This is a genomic window from Candidatus Frankia alpina (genome assembly GCF_902806485.1).
Lineage (GTDB): Bacteria > Actinomycetota > Actinomycetes > Frankiales > Frankiaceae > Frankia > Frankia alpina.
This window is the reverse complement of record NZ_CADCWT010000466.1, coordinates 1-1,391: the sequence shown is the minus strand read 5'-3', so window position 1 is coordinate 1,391 and position 1,391 is coordinate 1. Positions and strand designations below refer to the sequence as shown.

At 65.0% G+C, this 1,391-nt stretch carries 3 protein-coding genes; 1 reads left to right on the top strand and 2 read right to left on the bottom strand.

All coding sequences use genetic code 11. From position 1 onward, the window contains the following. Positions 1–425, top strand: a 425-nt coding sequence (locus G6R25_RS23960) for an SDR family oxidoreductase (RefSeq protein WP_163554652.1), incomplete at its 5' end; no start/stop codon positions are given. A 393-nt stretch (positions 426–818) separates the two neighbouring features. Here G6R25_RS23960 and G6R25_RS31095 read toward each other — a convergent pair. Beyond that, positions 819–1,154, bottom strand: a complete 336-nt coding sequence (locus tag G6R25_RS31095; protein ID WP_136449613.1) for a cytochrome C oxidase subunit IV family protein — start codon at positions 1,152–1,154, stop codon at positions 819–821. Next, positions 1,085–1,391 (bottom strand): cytochrome c oxidase subunit 3 (locus tag G6R25_RS23945; protein WP_205447432.1); only part of this gene is annotated, 307 nt, incomplete at its 5' end. The genes G6R25_RS23945 and G6R25_RS31095, both read right to left, overlap by 70 nt.

Here is a 1,391-nt window from a genome sequence, read left to right as displayed (position 1 = left end):
CACTCACACCCCGCAACAATTACCCAACCTCACAAATCGACGCCGGGAATGGCTCAGTGGCGGCGGAGTGGGCCAGGCACCGCATCCGGGTGAACGCCATCGCGCCGGGGCCGATCCCCACCGAGTACGCCTGGGCAATGCTCAACCCCACCGGCAGGAGCTCGAGCGGGGCGACCCAGACCGACCGGATCCCGGCCGGGCGACCCGGCACCGTCGCCGAACTGGCCAACCTTGTGATCTTCCTGTTGTCGGATGCCTGCGACTATCTGACCGGCCAGACGATCGCGATGGACGGCGGCCAGATGCTCGCCGGCCCAGGCACGTTTGCCGAGCTCGCGAAACTCACCGACGCGGACTGGAGCGAGGCTCGGGCGCAGAGCAAGGCAGCTTCAGCCGTGAGCGCGGCGCAACGCACCCCCGGCTGAGTCGTTTCGATCGACGCGACAGCATGAATATGCACCGCTTGGCCTAGCAGGCACGCCGCTTGTAGATCACGGAAGTGTCTAACATCTTCGTAGTCTGGGGTGCGGCGTGCCTGTGTCCATCGCCTGGAGCACAAGGGCTCGGTCCGTCCCGCGGTAATACGCGGCTGATCGGGCCGGGCCGGGCCGGGCGGCCGAGATCGGGTACACGGGCCGGATCGTCGGCGCTGAGGAAGCCGAGCGCATCGGCCTGGTCAACCGCGTGGTGCCCACCGAGTCGCTGTTCGGGGCCGAGTCCGAGTGTGATGATGACGCACTCGCCGTCTTCGCTGACCCTCGCCGGTCGCATTTCCGCCGACCCGGTAACCCGGCCGAAGCCCGGACCCGGCCCACGGATCAGCTAAGACCCACCACGAGCGCCCACACAGCGACGATCCAGCCATGGAAGGCGATCCTCAGCGCGAGCGGGGCATGCCTCAGCTCCATGAAGTGCATGCCGACAAGGCGGATCTTCAAGGCCGCTATGGTCATGATGAATGCCGTCGGAGCGACCCCGCGGGAGGCATCAGACTCAGCGAACCATGACGATCCGCCAGTGAGAAGCAGAAGCCCGGCGAATACGCATACCACCCGGCCGGCCCAGACCGAGCGGGCCCCCGATATCAGATGAGATAAAGAAGCGGAAACAAAACGATCCACAACACATCCACCATATGCCAGTACGACGCACATGCCTCGATCGTCACGGTTTTAGGGGGACGGGTGGTGTTTCGGGTCGCCCGCCAGAGGAAGGCGAGTACACACATGCCGACGACGACGTGGAACGCATGCACTCCGGTCAGTACGTAATAGTACATATAGAATGCGTTCGTCGTCGGGGTGATACCGGCGTGGAGCTTCTCGCCGTATTCCAGCGCCTTCCCAGCGGCGAAGCCCAGGCCGCACAGCATCGCCAGCGCGAAGAACCAG

Excerpts from the sequence above, each read along its gene's own strand:
- G6R25_RS31095 (WP_136449613.1), bottom strand. The coding sequence starts at position 1,154 with ATGTGCGTCGTACTGGCATATGGTGGATGTGTTGTGGATCGTTTTGTT.